The organism is Pseudomonas sp. S30, assembly GCF_016518545.1.
Classification (GTDB): domain Bacteria; phylum Pseudomonadota; class Gammaproteobacteria; order Pseudomonadales; family Pseudomonadaceae; genus Aquipseudomonas.
This window is the reverse complement of sequence record NZ_JACVTO010000005.1, coordinates 1-23832: the sequence shown is the minus strand read 5'-3', so window position 1 is coordinate 23832 and position 23832 is coordinate 1. Positions and strand designations below refer to the sequence as shown.

The following is a 23832-nucleotide window of genomic DNA, read 5'->3' as shown; positions in this document are numbered from 1 at the left end:
CGAGGCCGTTTCCGCCAGCGATCAGGGTCGACCTGCACGGCGAGGCATCGGGCCTGGTCGTCGGGCATGACGACCGAGCAGTGGGTCGATCAGAACACCGAGCGCATGCTGGCCGTCAGCCGGGCGACCAGCTTCAGGTTCTGTCGAATCGTATCGCTTTCCAGGCGACCCAGCGGTTGATCGGTGGCCGCCACCAGCAGGCCCAGCTTGGTGCCGTCGATGGTATGGATCGGGGTCGCGAACACGCTTTCCAGGGCACAGGCGCCAAAGGCGCAGGGCGTCGGTCGGCCGTCTTCCAGCGCGGCAGACAGATCGCTGCCGGACAACAGTCTGTCGAGAGCTTCGAGGTGGGAAACGGCGTTGGTCTGTCCGTGGAAACTCAGTTCGACCTGACGGTTCTCCATGAAGCCGAGCCAGAGCGAAGGATTCGACTTGCGCAGCGCCACATAGCGCACGCCCGTCAATTGCGCAGCAAGTTGCAGGAGCGCGGTGATGGATTCGTTCTTGTCTATCTCGGCCATTTCGGCAGTGAGTAAATCCGACCTGCGATGTTCGACGGGAGGATAATTCATTTCGCATGCTTCGAAGTTGCACGGGCGTCCCACCTTTATCCATGGCGGATCGCGTGCAGTTAAGTGTCGGCTCAATACTTGAACGGAGTGGGCAGTGGTTATCTTATGGGTCGGGCATTGGTTGCGGCAGCACACCATAGCATGGGTGCTTCGAATCACCGGATGAACCTGCAGCACCGGGCTGATGCCGGGCTGCCGAGGCGGTCGGCAGCAGGCTTCGATAGGAGCGCTTCATTGATCGTTCCATGATTTTTCAAATTTTTTTGCGTGCTTAACACATTGTTTATCCCTGGGCGCAGAGACTTCGAGCGTCGCAGAATGTTGTAACCGTCTGTGTATGGAATAAATATTCAGCCAATAAACTGGCGTCAAAACAAAACAGGGTCAAAACTACCTATTCATTCTTTCTGCATTAAAGGATCCAATATGCCGATTCGCTGCTCGACACTTGCCACGGTCATGGGCCTTGCCTGTCTGCCACTGATCTCGTTCGCCGCCGAGCTCACCCCCGCGCAGCGGCTCGACAGCGCACGCGCCGAGCAGGCGGCCTATCTGCAGACCCTCAAGCAACTGGTCGATGTCGACACCGGCACTGGCCAGGCACCTGGCCTGAAAACCGTCTCGCAACTCCTGGTGCAGCGGCTCGAGGCCCTCGGCGCCGAGGTGCGAACCCAGTCGGCCAGCCCTTCGGCAGGGGACAACATCGTCGGTACCTTCAAGGGCACGGGAAGCCGCTCGTTCCTGCTGATGGTCCACTACGATACGGTGTTCCTGCCGGGCACCGCAGCCAAGCGGCCGTTCAGGGTCGAGGGCGAGCGCGCCTATGGGCCTGGCGTGGCCGATGCCAAGGGCGGCGTGGCGATGATCCTGCACGCGTTGAAGCTGCTGCAGGATGAACGATTCGACGGCTTCGGCACAGTCACCGTGCTGTTCAATCCCGATGAAGAAACCGGCTCCAGTGGATCCAAGGCGTTGATCGCGGAACTGGCGCGTGAGCACGATTACGTGTTTTCGTACGAGCCACCGGACACTGACGCCGTGACGGTCGCTACCAACGGCATCAATGCCCTTCTGCTGCAGGTCAAGGGCAAGTCCTCCCACGCCGGTTCCGCGCCGGAGGCTGGTCGCAATGCGGCGATGGAGTTGGCGCACCAGCTGTTGCAGCTCAAGGACCTCGGCGACCCGGGCAAGGGCACCACGGTCAACTGGACGATGCTCAGGGCAGGCGACAAGCGCAACATCATCCCGGACAGCGCCACGGCCGAGGCGGACATGCGCTATTCGGACCCTAGCGAAAGCGAACGCGTGCTGGCCGACGCCCAGCGCCTGATACGCCAGCCGCTCATCGACGGCACCGAAACCCAGGTGCGGCTGGACAAGGGGCGTCCGCCATTGGCGAAGAACGCCGGATCACAATCCCTGGCCGACACTGCCCAGGCGCTTTACGGGCAGATCGACCGACGTATCGAGGCCATCGCCATGCGTTTCGGCACCGACGCCGGTTATGCCTACGTGCCTGGCAGCGCCAGGCCAGCCGTACTGGAAACCCTGGGTGTGGTAGGGGCGGGGTTGCATGCCGAGAACGAATACATCGAGCTGTCGAGCATTGCCCCCAGGCTTTACCTGAGCGTGGCGATGATCCGTCAGTTGTCCACGGCCGCTCCTTGAGCGTGCGGCCTCGGGTGCGGGCTCAGGTGTCGCCGTCCGCGCCGCGGCGCAGCTGCTGCGCCAGACAGTAGGCTTCACCGCGCAAGGCGTCGAGCTCGTCGTTCAGGGCGATATGACCAGGCTTCCAGGAAAAGCCCTGGCTGTCGTAGTGCTGGCCGAGTATCAGGTCATTGAACGAGCCCATGCCGCCGTAGGCCGAGAGCAGGTAGCGCGCGCCAGATAGATCGCCCTCGAGCAGGCGGCTGCGTGCTCGGCGCATCCACTGGCTCCAGTGCTGGTCACCGTCGCTCTCGAGCAACAGCGCCAGGCGCTCGAGCACGTCTATCAGGGGCTGGGTGCTTGAATTCATCGACGTTCATCACTCCACATAGCGCACCCACAGGTGCGACCGGTCTTCGAGAGCGGCACTGAAGGTGCGTCGCAGCGCCGGCCGCTGATCGGGGTCGACGTTGTACAGCGCGCACAAGTCGGCGGCCACGTCCGCGGCCTGGCTCGCGTTCAGCGGCTGCGTTCGAGTGAAGCCCAGGTAAGCGGCACCTACGCCCATCAATGCGTAGCCGTGGGTCTGTTGCAGATGGCGCGCCAGGGCGCCGTTGTGAGTCGGTTGCAGGTCGCCTTCGAAATAGCCGTTGGGGAAGGCCACCAAGGCCTGCCAGGGCTGCTCCACGGGCACCACCAGTGCCAAAACGAGCCGGTCGATCAGATCGAACGGCGCCTGCTGGTAGGTCAGCCATTCGCTCAGCCCATCGTCGCCGAGCGTCAGGCCGTGTGCGCAAACCTCGTCGAACGGGACCGCGCTGACTTGCTCCAGGTAATTGCGCAGGCACGGTGCGAACTCAGCCTTGCCGGTGTAGCCCAGGAAATGTCCGTTGGCGAAACGGGACGCTGGCAGGGTCGCCAGGTCCTCTGTACGGACCTCGTCGATACCCGATTGCATCCGCGCGTGGCCGCTGGTGTACAGCGCCTGGGGCAGGTCGTCCAGCGAGAACAGGATGCAGCAGCCGGGATGACGCGCAGCGAGGGTGCGCTGCGCATCGGTGAGATCGGCCATGTGCTGCAATCCGTCGAGCCAGTACGCGTCGCAGGTGGCTGACGAAGGGTTGTGCTCGCTGTCGTTGCCGAGAAATTCGAAGTTCATGGTGCTTGGTACGCTCGTTCGGCTGGCTGCGCATAGATCGCGGGTGTGCGATAGACAGCATTGAATGCCAGCCAGACAGCCAAGGCAATGAGGCTGGCCGCACTGCACAACAGGCTGGCGGTCGCTCACAACGCGCCAGGCGGTGGTCGCGCAGTCCATGGCGGTTGCTGCGCGCGGTGCTTACAGCACGAAAACGTTCACCTGCCGTTCCAGGTCCTGAGCCAGGCGCTGCAGAGCACCTGCAGTGGCGCTGGTCTGTTCCACCGCCTGGCTGTTCTGCTGCGACATCTGCGCGATGCGCTCCACGTTGCGCGCCACGTCCTGGCTGGCAGCGGTCTGCTCGCGCAAGGCCAGGGAGATCTGGTCGACCACGCCGACCACATCGGCCGAGGACTGGCGGATGGTGACGATGGCATCCCCCGCCTGCTGGGCGAGGGCCACGCCACCTTTGACCTGGTCCACGCCCACGTCCATGCTGCTCACCGCCTCACGGGTGCCCACCTGGATCTTCTTCACCATATCGGTGATTTCCTGGGTGGAGTTGGCCGTGCGTTGCGCCAGCAGGCGCACTTCGTCGGCGACCACGGCGAAGCCACGGCCTTGCTCACCGGCGCGGGCGGCCTCGATCGCGGCATTGAGCGCCAGCAAGTTGGTCTGTTCGGCGATGCCCTTGATCACTCCGACGATGCTGGAGATCTGCTCGGCATGCTGGTCCAGTTCGCCGATCTGGCTGGCCGAGGCCTGCACCGTATCGGCGATCAGGCGCATGCTCTGCAGCGTCTCCTGGATCACGCTACCGCCTTCGCTGGACTGGCGTCCCGACTCGCTGGACAGGGCATGGGCATCGCCCGCGTTGTCCGCCACGTGATTGATGCTGACCGTCAATTGCTCGACCGTGGCGGCCATGGAGGAGGCCGACTGCGATTGCTCGTGTGCCGAGGCGGACAATTGCACGGAGGCGCTGGAAATGCTTTCGGATGCTTTCACCAGATGCTCGGCGCCCTGGCGGATCTCACCGATCATCCCGCGCAGGCGCGCCTGCATCGCGGCGAAAGCCTGCAGCAAGCTGCCGACCTCATCACGGCCATGGCTGTCGATGCTGTTGTCCAGACGCCCCTGGGCGATGCGCTCGGCCACCTCCAGTGCCTGGCGCAAGCGGCGACCGAGATTGGCCGACAGCGACCAGGCGATCAGCAAGGCCAGCACCGCAGCGACCAGGCCACCGCCGATGAGGATGATCGCCGCGGCGCTCTTGGCCGCATTCATGGAGGCGGTCCGCTGCTCCTGCAGGGCTTTCTCGCTCGCCTGCAATTCACCGATGAGCCCGCGCATGCCGTCCATCTTCACCCGGCCACGCCCTTCGCCGATCTGCGCGGCCAGTGCCGAGAGCGGCTGTGCGCCGCGGTTGACCTGCTCACGCAGGTTCAGAACGCCCTGGACATCGTCTTGCAGCCACTGCTGGTACAGCGCCTGCAATTGCGCCAGGCGCGCCTGCTGTTCGGGATTGTCGGCGGTCGCTGCCTTGATACGGCCGTGATAGTCGGTGAAGGTCTTTTCACCCTGATGCATCGGTGCCAGGAAGCTGTCCTGGCCCGTCAAGGCATAGCCGCGCAGGCCCGTTTCGATATCGACCAGGCTGTTGAGCACGACGCCGGACTGGTTCAGCACGTCATAGCTGTGGATGTTGCGCTTGACGCTGCTGCTCACTTGATCGAAGCCGCGCAGTGCAGCCAGGACCAGAATCAGGATGATCAGCAGGATGAGGCCGAAACCGGCATACAGTTTTTTGCGAAGACTGAGATTGGCAAGCATCGGAGTTGGCTCTCGGAAACACGGACGGAACGCCTGACTACGGGCGGGAAGATGATGGCTGTTTGATATTCAAGCGGCATCATTGCTCCGACGAAATCTGTACAGAAAAAGTTCGCTGTACAAATCTTCTCACCATGTTTCTGAGCGGTATCAGCCTCCAGCGATCAGCAGGAGGGGTAGCGCGGCAAATATTTGCAAGTAAGAACTATTTACATATAGCATCTCGGCGCCTTTCAACTCCCCCCACCCAAAGTCTGCTCTGGAACCCCCTGTCGATGCGCCGCATGATCGTTTCGCTGTGCCTGCTCAACACCGTAGCGCCACTGGCGATGGCCGCTGAAGCTTCTACCCCTGCCACCGGCAATCTCGAACTCGACGCGGTCAATATCAATGCCGAATCGGCTGACTACGAGCGCGCCGACGGTCCGGTACAGGGCTATCGTGCCAGCCGCTCCGCTTCGGCCACGCGCACCGATACCTCGCTCCACGAAACGCCGCAGTCGATCAGCGTAGTGCCCAAAGACGTGCTGGACGACATCGGCGCCACCCGCCTTCAGGACGCGCTGGACTACGCCGGGGGCGTGGGGCGTGCCAACAACTTCGGCGGCCAGGGGCTGACCACCTTCACCGTGCGCGGATTCACCACGGGCGAGTTCTACCGCAACGGTTTCCCGGTCAACCGCGGCTATCCCAATGCCCCGGATGCCAACACCATCGAGCGCCTGGAAGTGATCCGCGGCCCGAACACCGCACTGTACGGCCGTGGCGATCCTGGCGGCACCTTCAATGTGGTCAGCAAGCAGCCATTGCCCGAGCGCAAGGTGACCGTGGGCAGCCAGTTCGACGACCAGGGCATGCACCGCGCGACCCTGGACGCCAGTGGTCCGTTGAACCAGGACGGCTCCCTGGCCTATCGCCTGAACCTGCTCGGGGAGGGCGGCGACAGTTTCCGCGACGATGTCCGCGGCGAGCGCTACGACGTGGCGCCGGTGCTCAGCTGGCAGGTCAACGACACCACCCGGATCACCTTCGAGGGTGATTTCATGCGCAACAACCGCCCACTGGACCGTGGCCTGCCACGCTATCCCGGCAAGGTCGGCAGCCTGTCGCGCGACACCTACCTGTGGGAGAAGGGCAGCGACAACCTGCTGCACAACGACAACGACATGGCTCAGTTGCGCTTCGAGCATCAGCTCAACGACAGCTGGACCCTGGGCGGCGGCTTGCAGTTCCTCGACGGGTCGCTCAAGGGTAATGCCGTGGAGGCCAACGGTGCGCCGGTCGATGGTCGTACCCTGCAACGCAACTTCAACTACCGCAAGCTGGAATGGACCGACCGCGACTGGCAGCTCAATCTGACCGGCCACTTCGACACCGGCGGGCTGAGCCATACCCTGCTCACGGGCGTGGAGTACGAGAACTACGACTACAACTCGATCATCCAGCGCTCCTCCGCGGCAGCGGGCACCTACCCGATCGACATCTACCGTCCCGTGCTCGGCCAACCTCGTCCGGCGCTGACCCGCGTCACCACCTGGGACAAGGAGAACCTGCAGACCTGGGCCGCGTTCATCCAGGACCAGGTGACTCTGACAGAGCGCCTCAAGGCGGTGGCGGCGCTGCGCTTCGAGCGCTTCGAGCACGACTACGTCAACAAGCTCAGCAACGCCGGCGACTTCACCAAGGCCGAAAACAGCGTCACCCCACGCCTGGGCCTGATGTACGACCTTACCGACACGCTGGCGGTGTACGCCAACACCGCACGCTCGTTCAAACCCAACACGGGAACGCCGGCAGGTGGCGGCGGCTTCGATCCGGAAAAAGGCAAGTCTTACGAGGTGGGCCTGAAGTGGGAAGCGCTGAATCGCCAGCTCAGCGTGGACGCGGCGCTGTACCACATCGTCAAGGAAAACGTGTTGACCCTCGACCCGGCCAACCCTGCCAACAGTCTGGCCGCCGGTGAAGTCCGCAGCCGGGGTCTGGACCTGAACGTGACCGGCAACATCACACCGGCCTGGAAGGTCATTGGCGGCTACGCCTACGTCGATGCCGAAGTCACCAAGGACAATCGTCTGGCCACCGGCACGCGCCTGGCGAACAGTCCCCGCAACAGCTTCAGCCTGATCAATACCTACGAATTCCAGGAGGGCTTAGCCAAGGGCCTGGGTCTGGGCCTGGGGTTGAAGTACGTGGATGACCGCAAGGGCCAGACCGACAACGCTACCTACACCATGGAGCGCTACAGCGTCGTCGACCTGCTCAGCTACTACAAGGTCAACGAGCACGTGCGCCTGAACCTGGATGTGAAGAATCTGTTCGACAAGGGCTACGACGAGGCGGGCTGGAACAACTACGTGTACCCCGGCGCGCCGCGTACCGTCCAGGCAGGGGTGGCCTACACCTTCTGAGCCAGGAGCATTGGCGCCACGGTCGAAACGCAGTATCGTGGCGCCCGGCTAGGGGCGGCCGGCTAGGTGCGCCCGGCTAGCTGCGCTCGGCCAGGTGCGCCCGGCCAGATGGCGCCCGCTCACGATCGCCGCTGCCAGCGGCTCACGCATCGCCAGGGAGTCTCGATGCCGCGTTCACCATTCATTGCCTGCCTGACCCTGCCATGGGTTGGCTGAAACGTCTGCTGGGTTCACAGGCGCCCGCTAGCACCAGCCAGGCGCAGCCGCAGTCGCCGCCGTTCGGCCTGGCCAGCGGGCGCTCGCCGGCGCTCGCGGCTGCCCTCGGCGAACGTCTGTCTGGTCATTCCCAGCTGCTGCTGCCTGAGGGGCCTCAGACGGTCTGGGCGCTCGGCGAGGTGGACCTCGGCGACTCGGTGCGCCTGGCCCGCTTCTACTTCGACGACGAAGACTACTGGCTGCAGGTCCTGACGACCGGCACGCACCCTGCCGCCGCCAGCGATATCGTTCTGTTCGGCTACCACCGCGTGCAACCTATCGAGGGGGACGACGACTTCCAGCGCCTGGCGGGCGCCCGATCCAGCCTCGGTCTGCCGCAGGTGGTGCACGACGGCGAGATCTTTTCTCGGCAGTGGGGCGTCCAGGCCGGCCAGGCCCGCCTGGTGCCGTTGATCGAGCGCGTCGTCAATACCCAGGCGCGCTACACGGTGCGCCACCTGTCGATGCTCTACGCCCGCGACATCGGCCTGGCCGATCGCCGTGAATTTCTGCTGTTCTCGGTGGAGGAGGACGAGGCGGGCACCACTTGCCTCAGCACTTCACTGGGCGTCACTCTCCACCCCACGGACTTCACCGTCACCTGACAAGGACCTTGCATGCTCGACGCACTGCGCCATTCGATCAACGCCCAGGCGTTCATCGCCTTCACCTTGTACATCGGTCTGGCCCTGCTGCTGTTCTGGCTGTTCCAGCTGGTCTACACGCGCCTCACGCCGCACCGAGAGTTCGCCCTGATCCGTGAAAACAACAGTGCGGCGGCAGTCGCCCTGGGCGGCGCGCTGATCGGCTTTTCGCTGCCGGCCAGCAACATCATCGCCTACAGCATCGGCCTGCTCGACGTGGTGATCTGGGTGGTGATCGGCGCGGTGGTACAGCTGCTGGCGTTCACCTTGACCAGCCTGGTGCTCAAGGGCCTGGCCGCGCGCATCGCCAAGGGCGAGATGGCGGCAGCCATTTATGCGGCGGCGGTGGCCATCAGCGTCGGTCTGCTCAACTCGGCATGCATGACGCCGTCGACCTGAGCCTGGAGGCGCCTGACATGAAACGCAGTTCCCTGAAGCTGGTGCTGGCCGGTTCGCTACCATTGGCGCTCGGCGCCTGTGGGCCGAGCGAGGATACCTACGAAGTCACTCAACGGGTCGACTACGCCGACGTCGATGCCTGCGTCAATGACCAGGTGCCGCGCGCCGACTGCGAGCGGGCCTACCAGCAGGCACGCCTGGACCACCAGCACAGCGCGCAGCGCTTCGACAGCGAGCAGGCGTGCGAGGCGGCGTACAGCCCGGGCGGATGCGAGGCGTATGACGCGACTCACTACCAGCCCAAACTGGACGGCTTCGCCCTGCAGACCACCGGCGAAGTCACCCAGACACAGCTCGACGCCGCCAACCGCGAGGCCAACCTTCAGGCCCATGGTAGCGGCCTGGGCAGCGCCGCCACCGGGGTGGTCGCCGGCATGCTGCTCAGCCGGGTGATCGCTCCAGACAGCCGTCGCTATAGCGCCCAGCCGCTGTACCGCTACGGCGCCGGACCGAACGATTTGCGTCGCGATGTGCTGGGCCGGCGCAAGGACGAACAGCAGCCTGCCAGCAGCTACTCGGGATACTCGGGAGGTGGAGGCGGTGCCAGCGCAAGCAGCGCCTATCGGGAAGCGCCGCGGCGCCAGGTAGGCACCTCGGCGATCATGCGCAGCGGCTTCGGCAGTGCGGCCGTGGCCCGTGGCGGCTGGGGCGGCAAGTCGTCCAGCTTCTTCGGGGGCTAGCGTGCGCCGTCTCGAGCTGGCCGAACGCCCGGACTGGCGCGCTACCGCCGAGCGCGAGGGTTTTGCCTTCCACACCTTCGAGGGCGAGCGCTACTGGGACGAGCGCGGCTGCTATGTGTTCAGCGAAGCGCAGGTGCTGCGCGACCTGCAAGCGCCCGCCCAGGCGCTGCATGCCCTGTGTCTGGATGCGGTCGCGCGGATCGTCGAGAGCGAGGCGCTGATGACCCGGCTGGCCATACCGCCAACGTTCTTCGACCTGATACGCCAGTCATGGCACGCCCGTGAGCCGCACCTGTATGGCCGCTTCGACTTCAGCTACGACGGCGAAGGTCCGGCCAAGCTGATCGAGGCCAACTACGACACGCCGACCTCTCTGTACGAAGCGGCTGCCTTCCAGCTGATCTGGCTGGAAGAGCAGATCCAGCGTGGCGTCCTGGCGCCGCACACCACTCAGTTCAACAGCATCGCCGAGGAGCTGGTGCGGGCCTTCGGCGCGTTCGATCGCCGTGACAGGTTCCACTTCTCGGCCATCGCCGGCTCCGTGGAAGACCGCGGCACCACGGATTTTCTGCGGCGCATGGCCGCGCATGCCGGCCTTCGCACGGGCCACATCGACCTGCAGGACATCGGGCTGGACAGCCAGGGACGCTTCGTCGACCTGGCCGGCGAACCTATCGTGCGGCTGTTCAAGCTGCATGCCTGGGAACACATCTTCCAGGAGCCCTTCGGACTCGCCATCCAGGCCAGCGGCACGCAGTTCGTGGAGCCGGCATGGAAGGCGCTGGTGTCCAACAAGGGTCTGTTGCCACTGCTCTGGGAATGGCACCCCGGCCATCCGAATCTGCTGCCGGCCCATCGCGACGAGCATCCCGAGGCCGCAGTACCCAAGGGGTGGGTGCGCAAGCCCTATTTCTCCCGCGAAGGGGCCAATGTCGATATCCTCACCTACGACGGTCAACGGGTGTTCGAGGACGGGCCTTATGACGACGCCCCCTACATCCTCCAACGCTTCGCACCCTTGCCGCGCTTCGGCGACAGCTACACGCTGGTCGGCGCCTGGGTCATCGGCGACCAGGCCTGCGGTATCGGCATCCGCGAGGACGATTCGCTGATCACCAAGGACAGCGCGCGCTTCGTGCCGCACATAGTGCTCGACTGACCTGCATCGGCCGCCTGCTGCGCAAGCGCCATCAGGCGACGGGTTCTAGCGCTGTAAGGCGCCGAGGATCCCTGACGCCCGTTTCCACGGCATGGCCCGCCGTCTGCAACATGAAACCTCCGTCATCCAGGGGCGCTGCGCCCGGTGCTAGGCTCGGGGAAATTTTCGCCGCGGACGTGCACCATGGACATGAACTGGCACCAGGCCCTGCAACAAAGCCTGAGCTGGCTGGCAATCGCCTTTTCGATCACCGCCGTGACCTTCGTCGTCGCCGCTGCACTGGTGGTGCGCTTCACTCATTGGGGACGGCAGTTCTGGCAACTGGCCGGCGCCTACTTCGATATCCGCCGCAGTTGGCGCCCGCTGCTGATGTTTGCAGTGCTGTTGCTGTTCACCCTGTTCGCCGTGCGCATGAACGTGCTGTTCTCATTCTGGTACAACGGCTTCTACGATGCCCTGCAGAACCTCGACCAGGCAGCGTTCTGGTACATGCTGGGCGTGTTCGCGGTGCTGGCGAGCATCCATGTACTGCGCGCGCTGTTGGCCTACTACGTGACCCAGGCCTTCAACATCCGCTGGCGGGTCTGGTTGACCGAGCGGCTGACGGCCGACTGGATGCAGGGCGATGCCTACTACCGTGGCCAGTTCCTCGATCGACCGGTCGACAACCCGGACCAGCGCATCGAGCTGGACGTCAGCGCCTTCGTGTCCGGCTCGCTGTCGCTGGCCCTGGGCGCGATCAGTGCACTGGTCTCCCTGGTGGCCTTCACAGGAATTCTCTGGGGGCTCTCGGCACCGCTGTCGGTAGCCGGCCTGGAGGTGCCGCGGGCCATGGTGTTCGCCGTCTACGTCTACGTGCTGGTGGCCACCTGGATCGCTTTCCGGCTCGGCCGGCCCTTGATCCGTCTGAATTTCCTCAACGAGAAACTCACGGCGAACTTCCGCTACGCCCTGATGCGCCTGCGCGAGAATGCCGAAAACATTGCCTTCTACCAGGGTGCACAGGTCGAGCGCGGCACCCTGCTGACACGCTTCTTCGCGCTGATCGGCAACGTCTGGGCACTGGTCTGGCGAACCCTGAAGTTCAACGGCTTCAACCTGGGGGTCGGGCAGGTGGCGGTGGTGTTTCCATTCATCCTGCAAGCGCCGCGTTTCTTCAGTGGGGCGATCAAGCTGGGCGATGTGATGCAGACGACGCAGGCCTTTGGCCAGGTGCAGGACTCGCTGTCGTTCTTTCGCGAGTCCTATGACACCTTCGCCAGCTACCGTGCGACCCTGGATCGCCTCACCGGCTTCGTCGACGCCAATCAGCAGGCGGCGGCACTTGCGCAGGTGACGGCCTACCCAGCGGCTCGGGCACTGATCATCGAAGACCTGTGCGTGCGTCGTCCCGAGGGCCAGAGCCTGATCGCCCACCTCGACCTGCACCTGCAGGCCGGGCAGGCGCTGCTGATCAAGGGGCCGTCCGGCAGTGGCAAGACCACCTTGCTGCGCGCCCTGGCGGGCCTGTGGCCCCATGCCGACGGGAGGGTGGGCCGGCCACTGGGCGAGCAGGCACTGTTCCTGTCGCAGCGGCCGTATCTGCCGCTGGGTGACCTGCGCGCTGCGATTGCCTACCCGGCGCAGCCGGGTCTGGATCAGGATGCCCGGCTGCAGCAGGTGCTGCGTCAGGTGAGCCTGCCGCACCTGGCCGAGCGCCTGGAAGAACAGCGCGATTGGTCACGCATCCTGTCGATCGGCGAGCAGCAGCGCCTGGCGTTCGCCCGGGTGCTGTTCAATCGTCCCCATGTGGTATTCCTCGACGAATCCACCTCGGCGATGGACGAGGGGCTGGAGCATGCGCTGTATGCGCTGTTGCGCCAGGAAATGCCCGAAACGCTGCTGGTCAGTGTCGGTCATCGCGCCACCCTGGCGGCCTTTCACAGTCATCGCCTGGAGGTGGATGGCCAAGGTGGTTGGGCGCTGATCGAGCAAGCGGCCGTGGTGCTGTCCTGAGCTTGCCGGCGACTTTGTCGCGGGCATGAAAAAGCCCCTCTGGCGTAACGGCCAGAGGGGCTTTTTCGTCCCGCGTGTCGATCACATGTTGGGGTAGTTCGGGCCGCCTGCACCTTCTGGCGTCACCCAAGTGATGTTCTGCGACGGATCCTTGATGTCGCAGGTCTTGCAGTGCACGCAGTTCTGCGCGTTGATCTGGAAGCGCTTGCTGCCGTCTTCCTGTGTGACCACCTCGTACACGCCTGCCGGGCAGTAACGTTGCGCCGGCTCATCGTAGAGTGGCAGGTTGGTGGCGATCGGCACGCTGGGATCGGTCAGCTTGAGGTGGCAGGGCTGTTCCTCTTCATGGTTGGTGCTGGAGAGAAACACCGAGCTGAGCTTGTCGAAGCTGAGCTTGCCATCGGGCTTGGGATACTCGATGCGGGTGGAATCGGCCGCCAGCTTCATGCAGGCGTAGTCCGGCTTGGTATCGTGCAGGGTGAAGGGCAGCTTGCCGCCGAACCAGTTCTGGTCGACATAGTTGAAGGCTGCACCGAACAGCGGGCCGAACTTGTGCATGGCCGGGCCGAAGTTGCGGCTGGCATACAGCTCTTCATACAACCAACTGGCCTTGAATGCCTCGACGTAGCGGTCCAGGGTATCGCCGCCTTCGCGACCGGCGAGCAGCGCCTCGGCGACTGCCTCTGCAGCCAGCATGCCGGACTTCATCGCGGTGTGGCTGCCCTTGATCTTGGCGAAGTTCAGCGTGCCGAGGTCGCAACCGATCAGAGCGCCGCCCTTGAAGACCATCTTCGGCAGCGAGTTCAGGCCACCTTTGCAGATGGCGCGCGCGCCGTAGCTGATGCGCTTGCCACCTTCGAGGTACTGGCTGATCACCGGATGATGCTTCAGGCGCTGGAACTCGTCGAAGGGCGACAGGTAGGGGTTGGCGTAGGACAGATCGACGATCAGGCCGACCACCACCTGGTTGTTCTCCAGGTGGTAGAGGAACGAGCCGCCGGTATTCTCGGCACTGACCAGGTCCAGCGGCCAGCCAGCGGTGTGCACGACCAGGCCCTGTTCGTGCTTGCTCGGGTCGATTTCCCAGATTTCCTTGATACCGATGCCGTAATGCTGCACGTCGGCCTCGCTGTCCAGGTCGAAGCGCTTGATCAGCTGCTTGCCGATGTGACCGCGGCAACCTTCGGCGAACAAGGTGTACTTGGCGCGAAGCTCCATGCCCGGCGTGTACAGGCCGTCCTTGGGATTACCCTCGCGGTCCACGCCCAGATCGCCCGTGACGATGCCGCGGACCACGCCGTCGTCATCGAACAGCGCCTCCTGGGCGGCGAAACCTGGATAGATTTCCACGCCCAGGTTCTCGGCCTGCTGCGCCAGCCAGCGGCACAGGTTGCCCAGCGAAATGATGTAGTTGCCCTGGTTGTGCATGGTCTTGGGCACGAACAGGTCTGGTACCTTGACCGAACTGCTCGGGTCCTTGAGTACATAGATGTCGTCGCGCTTGACCTCGGTGTCGAGCGGCGCGCCGAGTGCTTTCCAGTCGGGGAACAGCTCGTTCAGCGCACGCGGCTCGAACACCGCACCGGAGAGAATGTGGGCGCCTACTTCGGAGCCTTTCTCGACCACGCAGACGCTGATCTCGTTACCGGCTTCGGCGGCCTTCTGCTTCAGGCGGCAGGCGGCGGACAGGCCCGCCGGGCCGGCGCCGACGATGACCACGTCGAATTCCATGTATTCGCGTTCCACAGGTTATCTCCTACTCAAGGCTCGTCGCGTGTGCTTTGTCTTATGGGTATCGAGTGCCCCTCACGGTGGGGCAGTGGTAGCCGTGCCGCAGGCGGACTACACCGTTTTGTCTTGGCCGCGCATTATATCTACACCACTCGGCAGGTCCAATACAAACGTTTGTTTGAATTCGTCGCAGCCCAGTAAAATCAAAGGAGCAGGGCCGGAAGCTGGCCGATCTGCCGTATTGACCCGATTAAGCGTTACGGTCAAGATACGAGCGGTTTTGCGCTCGGCGTAGGCTGATCGTCGGACGCAGGTGCACCTCTAAAGGCCCGGTACGGTGGGGTCTAGCGGCCAGTGGGCGTCGTGTAGTGCAGTCTACACGCCACAACAGGAAATGGCCCCAGGGTTTTGCCTTGCGGGGCGACAGCCCACCCGTAGGTCGGGGCAAATTTCCCGGCTCCCCGAACGTTTTCAGAGGTGTCCTTGTACCCACGCGCACTCGCCGGGCAAGCCCCAGGCGACATTCTTTTCACCGGAGAGTAACGAGGAATCCATGAAGGTTCTTGTAGCTGTCAAACGAGTGGTCGACTACAACGTCAAGGTTCGCGTCAAGGCGGACAACTCCGGCGTCGACCTTGCAAACGTCAAGATGTCCATGAACCCCTTCTGCGAAATCGCCGTGGAAGAAGCCGTGCGCCTGAAAGAGAAGGGCGTGGCGACCGAGATCGTGGCCGTGGCCGTCGGCCCGACCGCCGCTCAGGAACAACTGCGTACCGCCCTGGCGCTGGGCGCCGATCGCGCCATTCTGGTCGAGACCGCTGAAGAGCTGAATTCCCTGGCCGTGGCCAAGGCTCTCAAGGCCCTGGTCGACAAGGAGCAGCCGCAACTGGTCATCCTCGGCAAGCAGGCCATCGACAGCGACAACAACCAGACCGGCCAGATGCTCGCTGCGCTCACCGGCTACGCCCAGGGCACCTTCGCCTCCAAGGTGGAAGTGGCAGGCGACAAGCTCAACGTCACCCGCGAGATCGATGGCGGCCTGCAGACCGTCGCGCTGGCGCTGCCGGCGATCGTCACCACCGACCTGCGCCTGAACGAGCCGCGCTACGCCTCGCTGCCCAACATCATGAAGGCCAAGAAGAAGCCTCTGGAGACCGTCACGCCGGATGCGCTGGGCGTGTCCACCGCCTCCTCGGTCAAGACCGTCAAGGTCGAGGCACCGGCCGCGCGCAGCGCAGGCATCAAGGTCAAGTCGGTGGCCGAACTGGTCGAGAAGCTGAAGAACGAAGCGAAGGTGATCTGAAATGACTATCCTGGTTGTCGCTGAACACGAAAACGCTGCCCTGGCTCCGGCCACCCTTAATACCGTGGCCGCCGCTGCCAAGATCGGCGGTGATATCCACGTCCTGGTCGCTGGCCAGAACGTCGCCGGCATTGCCGAGGCAGCCGCCAAGATCGCTGGCGTGGCCAAGGTACTGGTGGCCGACAATGCCGCCTATGCCCACGCCTTGCCGGAAAACGTCGCACCGCTGATCCAGGAACTGGCCAGCGGTTACTCCCACGTGCTGGCCCCGGCCACCACCAACGGCAAGAACATCCTGCCACGCGTCGCCGCCCTGCTGGACGTCGACCAGATCTCCGAGATCATCGCGGTCGAGTCCGCCGACACCTTCAAGCGACCCATCTACGCCGGTAACGCCATCGCGACCGTGCAATCGAGCGCCGCAGTCAAGGTCATCACCGTGCGTACCACCGGTTTCGACGCCGTCGCCGCCGAGGGTGGCTCGGCTGCCGTGGAAGCGGTCGCCGCAGCCCACGACGCCGGCAAGTCGTCGTTCGTCGGCGAAGAGCTGGCCAAGTCGGACCGTCCGGAACTCACCGCAGCCAAGATCGTGGTCTCCGGCGGTCGCGGCATGGGCAATGGCGACAACTTCAAGCATCTGTACACCCTGGCCGACAAACTCGGCGCAGCGGTCGGCGCTTCGCGTGCCGCGGTGGACGCAGGCTTCGTGCCCAACGACATGCAGGTCGGTCAGACCGGCAAGATCGTCGCGCCGCAGTTGTACATCGCCGTCGGCATCTCCGGCGCGATCCAGCACCTGGCGGGTATGAAGGACTCCAAGGTGATCGTGGCGATCAACAAGGATGAAGAGGCGCCGATCTTCCAGGTAGCCGACTACGGCCTGGTCGCCGACCTGTTCGAGGCGGTGCCGGAGTTGGAAAAGCTGGTCTGATCCAGTCGCTTCACTTATAAAGAAGCCCGGTCCTCGTTCGAGGGTCGGGCTTTTTTTTGGCGGCAGGGTGAGGGGGTAGACGATGGTGTCGTGCGCAGTGGGTCGCTGGTGGCTCTGCGGATTGGCGTTGATGGCCACGCAGGCGATGGCGGCTGGCAAGTGCGAGCGGCTGGTGGTGACCGGCAGTCCCGATGCGCCCCCTTATTCCTGGCAGGACCCGCGTGACCCCAGGCACCTGATCGGCGCCAATGTCGATCTGCTGCGCCAGGTCGCGGACGAGCTCGGCGTCAAGATCGAGGTGCTGTACAGCGGACGCCGTGAGCAAGCGCTGGAAGAAGTGCGCAGTGGACGCATGGACCTGTTGCTGGATACGCCGATGCAGGTCGAGCAACTGACTGCGCTGGACTACATTCATCCGCCGCTGCAACTCAACGAGTACCTGGTGTGGACGCGACACGACGCCACGCTGGCGCTGGAGGGGCCGGCCGATCTGGCCAGGCACCGGGGTACGGTGTCGGCCAAGGCCCGGCTCACCCCGGCGTTCGAGGCGTTCGCCAAGGCCCAGCTCAAGCTGGTGCCGTCGCAGAACCTGACCCAGGCGCTGCAGAAACTGGTGCTGGGTCAGGTCGACTATGTACTGGCGGGGCGCTACTCGGGCATGGCCATGATCCAGAGCCTGGGGTTGGGCGCCGACCTCGTCGCCCGTGATCTGGTGGTCGATCGGCCGGGCCTGTACCTGGCGGTGTCGCACAATTCGGCCTGCAACGACACCTGGTTGCGTGGGCAATTGGCAAAAAAACTGACAGAATTGCCGGTCTCCGGCGCCTCGGAAGGGGTGCTGCAACGCAATGTCGAGCGCTGGAAAGCGCAGATGCAGACAACCGCAGACGCCCCCAAACAGTAGGAAGATTGCGTGAAAAGCCAACCCCTGATGCTGCTCCTGGCCCTCGTCGGCCTGGCCGGATGCGCCAACGACCCCGCCCCGAACGAGCAGATGCGCCTGTCCGAACAGGCCTTGGAACAGGCCAGGGCAGTCGGTGCCACCGATCAGCTGGACACCTTCAAGCTGGCCGAGGACAAGCTGTCCAGGGCCAGGGTCGACATGACCAGCCAGGATTTTCGTGACGCGCGCATGCGCGCCGAGCAGGCCGAGCTGGACGCCCGTCTGGCCGAAGCCCAAGTGCTGACGCGCAAGAGCGACGAACAGTTGAAGGTGGTTCAGTCTCGGGTTCAGCGCCTGCGCAAACAGCTGGAGGTGCAGCCATGAAGCGTGCCTACGACGCCTTCGCCGCGCTTGCCCTGCTGGCTGCACTGGGCCTGCAGGGTTGCGCCAGCCAGCGCAGCGAATCGGCCTTGTCCGACGCCTCGGCGGCGCTGCAGAAGGTCAAGGACGACTCCGACGTGCTGCGCAGCGCCCCACGTGACGTGATCCGTGCCGGCGAGTCCCTGGCTCGCGCCGAGCGTCTGGCCGGGTATATCGGCACCGGCAGCGATGTTCGCCACTATGCCTACCTCAGCCAGCGCTACAGTGAAATCGCCCGCGAGCATGCCGATCTGGCCTTGAACCAGGAGCGCCTGACCAAGCTCGACCTGGAGCGTCAGCGTCTGCAACTGGCCTTGCGCGAGGCCAAGCTGGCGAGCGTGCAGCAGCAGGGCAAGTGGGTCGAGGCGCAGATCGCGGCCCTGGCATCCGAACAGGGCGAGCGGGGTCTGGTGATGACCTTGTCGGATGTGCTGTTCGACACCGGTGAGGCGCAGTTGAAGAACTCGGCCAGCCGCACGGTGCTCAAGCTGGTGCAGTTCCTGCAGCTCAACCCGCGTCGCGTGGTGCGCATCGAGGGCTATACCGACAGTACCGGCACGCCCGAGGACAACCTCACGCTGTCGCAAAGCCGTGCTCAGTCGGTGGCCGACATGCTGGTCGACCTGGGCGTGGACGAAAAACGCATCGAGGTCCAGGGCTATGGCGACCAGTATCCGGTCGACGTGAACGCCTCGGAGCGGGGCAGGGCGCAGAACCGTCGCGTCGAAATCGTGTTCTCCGATGACAAGGGTCGCTTGTCACCGGCGCGCTGAGCGTCGCGGGCGCTGGAGTTTCATTGATGTCACGCAACTGTAACGGCGACTAATTTCTCATCTGTCCCCGTACACTTTGCAACTGTTCCGGTATGCTAGCGGCACTGCAGTGGCACAAGAACAATGAATTCGTCCGCGCCCCGAGAATCGCCATGACCAACCTGCTGTTGTACCAGCGTATCGCCCAGCAGCTGGCCGAGGACATCCGCCGTGGTGTCTATCAGCCAGGCGAGCGTGTGCCCTCCGTGCGCAAGATGAGCGCCCAGCTCAATGTCAGTCATGCCACAGTCCTGCAGGCTTATGCCAACCTGGAAGACCAGGGCCTGATCCGCGCCCGGCCGCAGTCGGGCTATTACGTCCACCAGACGCCCGCACTCACTGCGCCCACCCCGGACATCGCCAGGGTCGAGCGGCCGGGGCTGGTCACCCGCGCCAGCATCATCGAGCAGGTGCTCACCGAGGCGCGTCGGGATGGGGTGTTCCCCTTTGGCGCGGCAGTGCCGCATGTCGACTACCTGCCGGTGCGCGCCCTGCATCAGCAGATCGCCAAGGTCACCCGATTCCACAGCCCGCGCGCCTTCAGCTACATGTTCAGCCCCGGCTTCGAACCGCTGCGTCGACAGATCGCCATCCGCATGCGCGATGCTGGCGTGCTGGTCGATCCGCGCGAGGTCATCGTCACCCACGGCTGCGTCGACGCCCTGCAAATGTCCCTGCGGGTGCTCACCCGGCCAGGCGACCTGATCGCCGCGGAGTCGCCGACCTACTATGGGCTGCTGCAACTGGCCGACCTGCTGGGCCTGAAGGTCATCGAGATCCCCAGCGATCCCTCGACGGGTATCAGCCTGGAGGCGCTGCAACTGGCGGCCAACCAGTGGTCGATCAAGGCGCTGGTGCTCACGCCGCGCCTGAGCAACCCCCTGGGCGGCACCATGCCCGAAGAGCGGCAGAAACAGTTGCTGCGCCTGGCCTCGGATTTCGATATCCAGATCGTCGAAGACGACATTTATGGCGAGCTCATGTTCGAGCAGGGCCGCACCAAGGCGCTCAAGGCGTTCGACCGACTGGATCGGGTGATCTACTGCTCGAGTTTTTCCAAGACACTGTCGCCCGGTGTGCGAGTCGGCTGGATGATCCCGGGGCGCTACCAGGACGAAATCAAGCGCTTGCAGACCTTCACCACGCACTCGGCGTGCAGCGTGACCCAGATGGGCGTGGCGGCCTATCTGGAAAACGGCGGCTACGATCGCCACCTGCGGTTCATTCGCCAGGAGTACCGCAAGAACCTGAGCGCCTATCAACTGGCTGTGCAGCAACACTTCCCCACCGGTACCCAGATGACCCGGCCCACGGGCGGCTTCATTCTCTGGGTCAGCCTGCCCGGGCGCGTCAATACCCAGGAATTGCACGTGCGGGCACTGGAGCAGGGCATCAGCATCGCGCCCGGCCTGATCTTCAGCAACACCGAGCAGTTCAACCACTGCATTCGGCTCAACTGCGGGATTCCCTGGAACAAAGAGGCGCAAAGGGCCGTCATGACGCTGGGTCTGCTGGCCCATCAATTGTGTCGCGAATCGCCAGACACGCTTTTCTAGCTTGTCAGATCCGCGCTTTACAGGGAGCATAGGCATTTTGATGCCACGCTTGCGATCACCATGACTGCTTTTCGTCGCTTCGCTCTGATGATGTGTATTGTCCTGTCTGGATGGACCGGGACAGTGGTGCAGGCTGCGCAGGCGCAGGCCGCCACGGAGACGGCTCAGCCCCAGGGGGCTCAGCCTCCGGCGAAAAGCGCCAGCACGTCGGCGGCGAAAAAGCCGACGAAGGCGGTCAGCAAAGTTGCCAAGAAGCCCGCCAGCAAAGCCAAGCGCAAGACCACCGGCCGCAAGTCTGCCAGCAAGCCGACTGCTCAGGCCGCACCGAATGCCAAGCTCGACCTGAGCCTGCCTACAGACATGGTGAAGAACCTCAAGCCCTCGGTGAACGCGGCGCCCACCGCCCGCAAACCGCTGCTGCCGGCCATGTTTCCCGACAAGCCCGTGGACGACAGTCCGTTTCAGCTTAACGGCAGGCTCATCAGCAACGAAATGCAACTGCAACTGCGTAACGACAGCCGCCGCGACGTGGAAGGCGCCGCGCTCGACTTCGAATTTCGCAACTGACTACCGAGTCATCGCCGATTTCATCGCTCCGGTAATTTCAAACAGGCGTTTGGGTCGTTAGTATTCAGGGGCGTCCGTCCCGTCAAGCACCAGGAGTGTCGTGTTCATGAAATGCCGTGAGGGCTGTGGTGCATGCTGCATCGCGCCATCCATCAGCTCGCCCATTCCTGGCATGCCCAATGGCAAGCCGGCTGGCGAGCGCTGCCTGCACCTGTCCATGGAGTATCTCTGCGAGCTGTTCGGCAGCCCTGAACGGCCGAAGGTCTGTGGTGGCTTCAAGGCTGAGGCGGATGTCTGCGGCGGCGATCGCGACGAGGCCATCAGGATCATCGGCTGGCTGGAGCGCATGACGGCGGCGTGACATTCGAATCTTCGACAAAAGGAACAAGATGATGAGATCGATCAAGCGCGTGATGCTGGTGTGTGGAGTAGGGATTATGCTGGCGCCGGCAGCCTGGGCCGAGGACTGGCAGGTGGCCAAGGACCAGGAGGGCATCCAGGTGTCGCTCAGCGAAGTGGCCGGCTCCAAGTACAAGGCCTACCGTGGCGTGACGGTCATCAAGGCGCCGCTGGCCAAGGTCAGGGCCTTGCAGGAGGACGTGGCCGGTGCCTGTGCCTGGGTGCACGAGTGCAAGTCGCAGAAGCTGCTCAAGCATGAAGGCGATCAGAGCTGGACCTACACCCAATTCAATACGCCCTGGCCGGTCACGCCCCGCGACTCGGTCCTGCACGTGACCACCGTGCAGGGCGCCGACGGCAGCCTGACGCGTAAGCTCGAGGGCGAGCCCAAGTACTTGCCAGAGGAGAAAGGCTTCGTGCGAGTGGCCCAGGTGGAAGGCTTCTGGAAGCTGGTGCCCAAGGGCGACAGCACCGAAGTGACCTACCAGGTGCACACCGAGCCAGGCGGCAGCGTGCCGTCATGGCTGGCCAACAAGTTCGTGGTGGATGCGCCGTTCAATACCTTGAAGGCGTTGCGGACCAAGGCTGAAGCGCGGTAGGTTAGGGTGTGCAAGGCCTGCGCGCCTTTCGTGCAGCGCAGGCACCTGCCTTTACAGCCTAGCTACAGCCTGACGATCTCCGAGCTTCGATGGGTGCCCAGCGCCTGGATCACCTTGTTTCGCATTTCGGCGTAATCACTGCTCAGATTGAAGCTGACGTCACTCGAGCGCGTCGGCACGGGTGATCGCGTCGACGCCATCTGCACATGCTCCAGCCATTGGGCCGGTAGTGGCGACGGACAATGCGCCAGCAAGCTCCTGATCTCGAAATGATCCTCGCTGCAGATTCTGACCACGGCCAACTTCACGATCACCTGCCTGTCGTGTACCCGCGTACACCATGGCAGAAGAGCCTTCCTGGCACCGGCCGACAGCGCGTCCAGGGCATCCATCCATGCTGATGGCCTGCCTGAGGCTGCGGCTGTGAAGCGAGATTCGAGGGTGAAAGTTGAGGTCAGCGTTTGCGTACTGCTTGCGGACGAGGTGAGCGACCAGCGAATCTTCTGCAAGCTGGTCACGCACGCTCTGGCCCATTCTTCGGCATCGATGAAGGGGTCATGTCGCTGGTTGGCGTAAAGCTGGGCCAGCAGGAGGCTGTCGAGTACATCCTGACGCGCCAGTGAAGCGATGCGCACTGGCGCGATCACCACCGCCCCTGCCACTCGGTACAAGGTATATGCTGAGTCATCCATGAAGAGTGTCTCGAGAGGGTTCAGAAGCTCAGCGAGTCGAAGAACGCGTCGGTGCTTTGCCCCAGTATCTTCTTGGCGCGCGGCTCGACTGACTTGTAGAAGTCGTAATTGAGTGTCCATTGGTTGGCGGCGTGGGACAGGCTCATATCGCTCAGTTTCCAGCTCCAGAACCAGAAACCTCCGCTGGATTTATGCTGCTCGAATACCATCGCGTGGGTGTACAGCACCACGTCATCTTCATGCTGGAGTGCCGGAAGGATATCGAACGCGCCTGTCGAGCCCGAGCTCGAAGACATCTGCAGCTTCGAAAGCACGTTCTCGTCCTGCTTGAGTGCGTTGATGGTCGCGCTGGTCAGGTCGGCGATAAGCGCTGCGTTGGGACCGGCTGCCAGTTTCAGCAACTCGATCGCCACCTCCTCCATGGTGATTTCCAGGTTGCTGTTCTTGTATTCGGTAAGCTTGATGGTCGAACCGACCCAGCCCAGGATCTTCAGCGACTCGCTGTAGGCGTCGTACCATTCCATGCGCTGCTTGATGTGGTCGAACTTCTTGTCGGCGGCCATCTGTGCCAGCTGGGTGGAGTACTTGACCGCATCCTTGTACTGGCTATCGAGCCCAGAGGTGAAGGCGATCAATTGGGATTTGACCACACCGGCCTCTTGCTTGTCGCTACCACTGGGTGCTGGAGGTGCATCGTCGGCAGGGGCGGGCGGGCCGGCCGAGGCCACCAGTGCAGCGGGTTGTGGCAGCAGCGGCTCGAATTGGTCGAGGAACTCCAACGTACGTTCGATGTTCATGGCATTTTCCTGTGGAGCGAGAGATGGGATTGCACTCATCAGTGCAGGTCCATCATCGGCCCGGCAGGGTCGGCCAGGCAGCAGGAAGTGCTTCGTCCATCAGGGATTGGCAAAGAAAAACCCCGGCAGGTTGCCGTAATGCTGTTCACTTAAGCATTTGAGTCCGAGCCAGGGTTTCTAGAAAATCCGATACCAGCCCCCTGGTATCGGATTTTTTATGCCTATTCAGCAGCAATTGCTCGACCTCGGCGATCTCTTCAACTTCTCCGACCTCAGCACTTTTACCCAGAACATCCCTGTTGAGTGGGTTGCCAGTGCGCTCAATCTCTCGGCTCAAGCCACTATCCGGCGG

23 protein-coding genes and 2 pseudogenes are annotated in these 23832 nt (G+C 63.6%); 16 read left to right on the top strand and 9 right to left on the bottom strand.

Annotation, left to right across the window (positions count from 1 at the left end; genetic code table 11):
* Positions 1–89 precede the first annotated feature (89 nt).
* Positions 90–605: a hypothetical protein gene (locus IAE34_RS07295; protein WP_200138204.1), complete on the bottom strand. Its 516-nt coding sequence runs from the start codon at positions 603–605 to the stop codon at positions 90–92.
* A gap of 393 nt (positions 606–998) precedes the next feature.
* On the opposite strand from IAE34_RS07295, the gene IAE34_RS07290 reads away from it, so the two are divergent.
* Entirely contained in the window at positions 999–2240 is a 1242-nt protein-coding gene (locus IAE34_RS07290) for a M20/M25/M40 family metallo-hydrolase (RefSeq protein ID WP_200138203.1), read from the top strand.
* Between the two features lie 22 nt (positions 2241–2262).
* On the opposite strand, the gene IAE34_RS07285 is transcribed toward IAE34_RS07290, so the two are convergent.
* The 4 genes and pseudogenes from IAE34_RS07285 to IAE34_RS24720 form a co-directional block, all read right to left on the bottom strand.
* On the bottom strand, positions 2263–2589 hold the full coding sequence (locus IAE34_RS07285; protein ID WP_200138202.1) for a DUF6966 domain-containing protein: 327 nt from the start codon (positions 2587–2589) through the stop codon (positions 2263–2265).
* Between the two features lie 9 nt (positions 2590–2598).
* Complete coding sequence (locus IAE34_RS07280; protein ID WP_200138201.1) at positions 2599–3378, bottom strand: hypothetical protein; 780 nt, start codon at positions 3376–3378, stop codon at positions 2599–2601.
* Between the two features lie 180 nt (positions 3379–3558).
* Positions 3559–4149: pseudogene (locus IAE34_RS24725) on the bottom strand (methyl-accepting chemotaxis protein); the annotation flags it as partial.
* Between the two features lie 267 nt (positions 4150–4416).
* Positions 4417–5190, bottom strand: a pseudogene (locus IAE34_RS24720) (CHASE3 domain-containing protein); the annotation flags it as partial.
* A gap of 275 nt (positions 5191–5465) precedes the next feature.
* On the opposite strand from IAE34_RS24720, the gene IAE34_RS07270 reads away from it, so the two are divergent.
* The 6 genes from IAE34_RS07270 to IAE34_RS07245 all read left to right on the top strand — a co-directional run bounded on the left by IAE34_RS07270 (position 5466) and on the right by IAE34_RS07245 (position 12790).
* Positions 5466–7598, top strand: a complete 2133-nt coding sequence (locus IAE34_RS07270) for a TonB-dependent siderophore receptor (RefSeq protein ID WP_200138199.1) — start codon at positions 5466–5468, stop codon at positions 7596–7598.
* A gap of 203 nt (positions 7599–7801) precedes the next feature.
* A complete protein-coding gene (locus tag IAE34_RS07265; protein WP_200138198.1) occupies positions 7802–8458 on the top strand; it encodes a DUF2491 family protein in 657 nt (218 codons plus the stop codon).
* Between the two features lie 12 nt (positions 8459–8470).
* The gene (locus IAE34_RS07260) at positions 8471–8896 is read left to right on the top strand and encodes a DUF350 domain-containing protein (RefSeq protein ID WP_200138197.1); all 426 of its coding nucleotides are present in this window, start codon (positions 8471–8473) and stop codon (positions 8894–8896) included.
* Positions 8897–8913: 17 nt separating this feature from the next.
* Positions 8914–9636, top strand: coding sequence for a DUF1190 domain-containing protein (locus IAE34_RS07255; protein ID WP_200138196.1), 723 nt, complete (start codon positions 8914–8916; stop codon positions 9634–9636).
* A 1-nt stretch (position 9637) separates the two neighbouring features.
* Positions 9638–10795, top strand: coding sequence for a glutathionylspermidine synthase family protein (locus tag IAE34_RS07250; protein ID WP_200138195.1), 1158 nt, complete (start codon positions 9638–9640; stop codon positions 10793–10795).
* A 183-nt stretch (positions 10796–10978) separates the two neighbouring features.
* On the top strand, positions 10979–12790 hold the full coding sequence (locus IAE34_RS07245) for an ABC transporter ATP-binding protein/permease (protein ID WP_200138194.1): 1812 nt from the start codon (positions 10979–10981) through the stop codon (positions 12788–12790).
* 81 nt (positions 12791–12871) lie between these two features.
* On the opposite strand, the gene IAE34_RS07240 is transcribed toward IAE34_RS07245, so the two are convergent.
* Positions 12872–14536, bottom strand: coding sequence for an electron transfer flavoprotein-ubiquinone oxidoreductase (locus IAE34_RS07240; protein WP_200138193.1), 1665 nt, complete (start codon positions 14534–14536; stop codon positions 12872–12874).
* Positions 14537–15074: 538 nt separating this feature from the next.
* On the opposite strand from IAE34_RS07240, the gene IAE34_RS07235 reads away from it, so the two are divergent.
* The 9 genes from IAE34_RS07235 to IAE34_RS07195 all read left to right on the top strand — a co-directional run bounded on the left by IAE34_RS07235 (position 15075) and on the right by IAE34_RS07195 (position 21991).
* Positions 15075–15824 carry an electron transfer flavoprotein subunit beta/FixA family protein gene (locus tag IAE34_RS07235; RefSeq protein WP_200138192.1) on the top strand — a complete coding sequence of 250 codons (750 nt, stop codon included), beginning with the start codon at positions 15075–15077 and terminating at the stop codon, positions 15822–15824.
* Position 15825: 1 nt separating this feature from the next.
* A complete protein-coding gene (locus IAE34_RS07230) occupies positions 15826–16755 on the top strand; it encodes an electron transfer flavoprotein subunit alpha/FixB family protein (protein ID WP_200138191.1) in 930 nt (309 codons plus the stop codon).
* A gap of 82 nt (positions 16756–16837) precedes the next feature.
* Positions 16838–17659 (top strand): transporter substrate-binding domain-containing protein, encoded by an 822-nt coding sequence (locus tag IAE34_RS07225; protein WP_200138190.1) that lies wholly within the window; start codon positions 16838–16840, stop codon positions 17657–17659.
* Positions 17660–17668: 9 nt separating this feature from the next.
* Positions 17669–18022, top strand: coding sequence for a DUF4398 domain-containing protein (locus IAE34_RS07220; protein WP_200138189.1), 354 nt, complete (start codon positions 17669–17671; stop codon positions 18020–18022).
* On the top strand, positions 18019–18831 hold the full coding sequence (locus IAE34_RS07215) for an OmpA family protein (protein WP_200138188.1): 813 nt from the start codon (positions 18019–18021) through the stop codon (positions 18829–18831). Before IAE34_RS07220 ends, IAE34_RS07215 begins: the two co-directional genes overlap by 4 nt.
* Before the next feature lie 152 nt (positions 18832–18983).
* Complete coding sequence (locus tag IAE34_RS07210; RefSeq protein WP_200138187.1) at positions 18984–20426, top strand: aminotransferase-like domain-containing protein; 1443 nt, start codon at positions 18984–18986, stop codon at positions 20424–20426.
* 60 nt (positions 20427–20486) lie between these two features.
* On the top strand, positions 20487–20993 hold the full coding sequence (locus tag IAE34_RS07205) for a hypothetical protein (RefSeq protein WP_200138186.1): 507 nt from the start codon (positions 20487–20489) through the stop codon (positions 20991–20993).
* Positions 20994–21099: 106 nt separating this feature from the next.
* Positions 21100–21354 (top strand): YkgJ family cysteine cluster protein, encoded by a 255-nt coding sequence (locus IAE34_RS07200; RefSeq protein ID WP_200138185.1) that lies wholly within the window; start codon positions 21100–21102, stop codon positions 21352–21354.
* A 28-nt stretch (positions 21355–21382) separates the two neighbouring features.
* On the top strand, positions 21383–21991 hold the full coding sequence (locus IAE34_RS07195; RefSeq protein WP_442793190.1) for an START domain-containing protein: 609 nt from the start codon (positions 21383–21385) through the stop codon (positions 21989–21991).
* A gap of 62 nt (positions 21992–22053) precedes the next feature.
* Here IAE34_RS07195 and IAE34_RS07190 read toward each other — a convergent pair whose 3' ends face one another.
* The 3 genes from IAE34_RS07190 to IAE34_RS24565 all read right to left on the bottom strand — a co-directional run.
* A complete protein-coding gene (locus IAE34_RS07190; protein WP_200138183.1) occupies positions 22054–22638 on the bottom strand; it encodes a hypothetical protein in 585 nt (194 codons plus the stop codon).
* Between the two features lie 65 nt (positions 22639–22703).
* Positions 22704–23480 (bottom strand): hypothetical protein, encoded by a 777-nt coding sequence (locus IAE34_RS07185; RefSeq protein WP_200138182.1) that lies wholly within the window; start codon positions 23478–23480, stop codon positions 22704–22706.
* Positions 23481–23625: 145 nt separating this feature from the next.
* A partial coding sequence (locus tag IAE34_RS24565) for a hypothetical protein (RefSeq protein ID WP_325100978.1) occupies positions 23626–23832 on the bottom strand: 207 nt, incomplete at its 5' end.

Bases quoted from the DNA above. Each gene is read 5' to 3' on its own strand.
- IAE34_RS07200 (WP_200138185.1), top strand. From the start codon at position 21,100: ATGAAATGCCGTGAGGGCTGTGGTGCATGCTGCATCGCGCCATCCATC.
- IAE34_RS07260 (WP_200138197.1), top strand. From the start codon at position 8,471: ATGCTCGACGCACTGCGCCATTCGATCAACGCCCAGGCGTTCATCGCC.
- IAE34_RS07265 (WP_200138198.1), top strand. From the start codon at position 7,802: ATGGGTTGGCTGAAACGTCTGCTGGGTTCACAGGCGCCCGCTAGCACC.
- IAE34_RS07270 (WP_200138199.1), top strand. From the start codon at position 5,466: ATGCGCCGCATGATCGTTTCGCTGTGCCTGCTCAACACCGTAGCGCCA.
- IAE34_RS07230 (WP_200138191.1), top strand. From the start codon at position 15,826: ATGACTATCCTGGTTGTCGCTGAACACGAAAACGCTGCCCTGGCTCCG.
- IAE34_RS07255 (WP_200138196.1), top strand. From the start codon at position 8,914: ATGAAACGCAGTTCCCTGAAGCTGGTGCTGGCCGGTTCGCTACCATTG.
- IAE34_RS07185 (WP_200138182.1), bottom strand. From the start codon at position 23,480: ATGAACATCGAACGTACGTTGGAGTTCCTCGACCAATTCGAGCCGCTG.
- IAE34_RS07205 (WP_200138186.1), top strand. From the start codon at position 20,487: ATGACTGCTTTTCGTCGCTTCGCTCTGATGATGTGTATTGTCCTGTCT.
- IAE34_RS07225 (WP_200138190.1), top strand. From the start codon at position 16,838: ATGGTGTCGTGCGCAGTGGGTCGCTGGTGGCTCTGCGGATTGGCGTTG.
- IAE34_RS07210 (WP_200138187.1), top strand. From the start codon at position 18,984: ATGACCAACCTGCTGTTGTACCAGCGTATCGCCCAGCAGCTGGCCGAG.
- IAE34_RS07285 (WP_200138202.1), bottom strand. From the start codon at position 2,589: ATGAATTCAAGCACCCAGCCCCTGATAGACGTGCTCGAGCGCCTGGCG.
- IAE34_RS07235 (WP_200138192.1), top strand. From the start codon at position 15,075: ATGAAGGTTCTTGTAGCTGTCAAACGAGTGGTCGACTACAACGTCAAG.
- IAE34_RS07290 (WP_200138203.1), top strand. From the start codon at position 999: ATGCCGATTCGCTGCTCGACACTTGCCACGGTCATGGGCCTTGCCTGT.
- IAE34_RS07280 (WP_200138201.1), bottom strand. From the start codon at position 3,378: ATGAACTTCGAATTTCTCGGCAACGACAGCGAGCACAACCCTTCGTCA.
- IAE34_RS07195 (WP_442793190.1), top strand. From the start codon at position 21,383: ATGATGAGATCGATCAAGCGCGTGATGCTGGTGTGTGGAGTAGGGATT.
- IAE34_RS07245 (WP_200138194.1), top strand. From the start codon at position 10,979: ATGGACATGAACTGGCACCAGGCCCTGCAACAAAGCCTGAGCTGGCTG.
- IAE34_RS07215 (WP_200138188.1), top strand. From the start codon at position 18,019: ATGAAGCGTGCCTACGACGCCTTCGCCGCGCTTGCCCTGCTGGCTGCA.